General features: G+C 71.3%; 1 protein-coding gene. It reads left to right on the top strand.

The window, feature by feature from the left end; translation table 11 throughout:
• A partial coding sequence (locus AB0G16_RS38740; RefSeq protein WP_362816017.1) for a hypothetical protein occupies positions 1–1,562 on the top strand: 1,562 nt, incomplete at both ends.

Raw genomic sequence — 1,562 nt, 5'->3', positions numbered from 1 at the left:
CCGCCACACCGGCTCCCGGCGTGGCGCTGCTGAAGACGGCCTCACCCACCACGGTCACCGGATCCGAACGCACCGTGACCTACTCCTACCTGGTCGTCAACACCGGCAACCTCACCCTGACCGGCGTCAGGGTGACCACCACCGCCTTCACCGGCACCGGGACCCCCACCCCGATCGTCTGCCCGACCACCACGCTCGCCCCGCAGGACTCGACCACCTGCACCAACACCTACGTCACCACCCAGGCGGACATCGACGCCGGAGTCGTCACCAACACCGCCACCGCCTTCGGCACACCCTCCACCGGACCCACCGTGGCCTCCGCCGCCTCCACCGCCACGGTCACCGCCCCTGCCGCCTCCGCCCTGGCACTGCTGAAGACGGCCTTCCCGGTGACCGTGACGGAGGCGGGCCAGACGATCACCTACTCGTACGCGATCGTCAACACCGGCAACACCACGCTGACCGGCGTCAGGGTGACCACCAGTGCCTTCACCGGCACCGGAACCCCCACCGTGATCGTCTGCCCGGCCACCACGCTCGCCCCGCAGGCCACCACCACCTGCACGAGCGTGTACGCCATCACGCAGGCGGACGTCGACGCCGGAGCCGTCACCAACACCGCCACCGCCACCGGCACACCGCCCACCGGACCGGCCGTGACCTCCGCCGCCTCCACCGCCACGGTCACCGCCATCGCCGCTCCCGGCCTGGCGCTGCTGAAGACGGCGGCACCGACCACGGTGGTGGCGGCGGGACGGGCCATCAGCTACACCTATCTGATCTTCAATACCGGCAACACCACGCTGACCGGCATCAGGATCACCACCACCGCCTTCACCGGCACCGGGACCCCCACCCCGATCACCTGCCCGGCCACCACCCTCGCCCCGCAGGCCACCACCACCTGCACGAGCGTGTACGCCATCACGCAGGCGGACGTCGACGCCGGGGGCATCACCAACACCGCCACCGCGACCGGCACCTCGACCACCGGCTCCGCCGTGACCTCCGGCCCGTCCACGGCGACGGTCACCGCCATTGCCGCTCCCGCCATCGCCATGCTGAAGACGGCGTTCCCGGTGGCCGCCACACAGGAGGGCCAGACGATCGCCTACTCCTACGCGGTCGTCAACACCGGCAACACCACCCTCACCGGGGTGAGGATCACCGACGTCTCCAGCGGCTCGAACACCCCCGCCGCGATCACCTGCCCGGTCACCACCCTCGCCCCGCAGGCCTCGACGACCTGCAGTGGAACGCGCGTCATCACCCAGGCGGACGTCGACGCCGGGACCGTCGTCAACACCGCCACCGCCACCGCCACACCACCCACCGGACCCGCCGTGACCTCCGCCCCGTCGACCGCGACGGTCACTCTCACGGCCGCTCCCTCGCTGGCCCTGCAGAAGACGGCGTCGCCGAACGCGGTGGTGGCGGCCGGGCAGACGGTGACGTACTCCTATCTGGTCCTCAACACCGGCAACACCACCCTGACCGGGGTGGGCGTGACGACCACCGCCTTCACCGGCACCGGCACCCCCACCGCGATCACCTGCCCG

Source organism: Streptosporangium sp. NPDC023615 (assembly GCF_040640155.1).
Classification (GTDB): Bacteria; Actinomycetota; Actinomycetes; order Streptosporangiales; family Streptosporangiaceae; genus Streptosporangium.
Note: the sequence above shows the minus strand (reverse complement) of the source record. Positions and strands in the feature narration are given on the sequence as shown.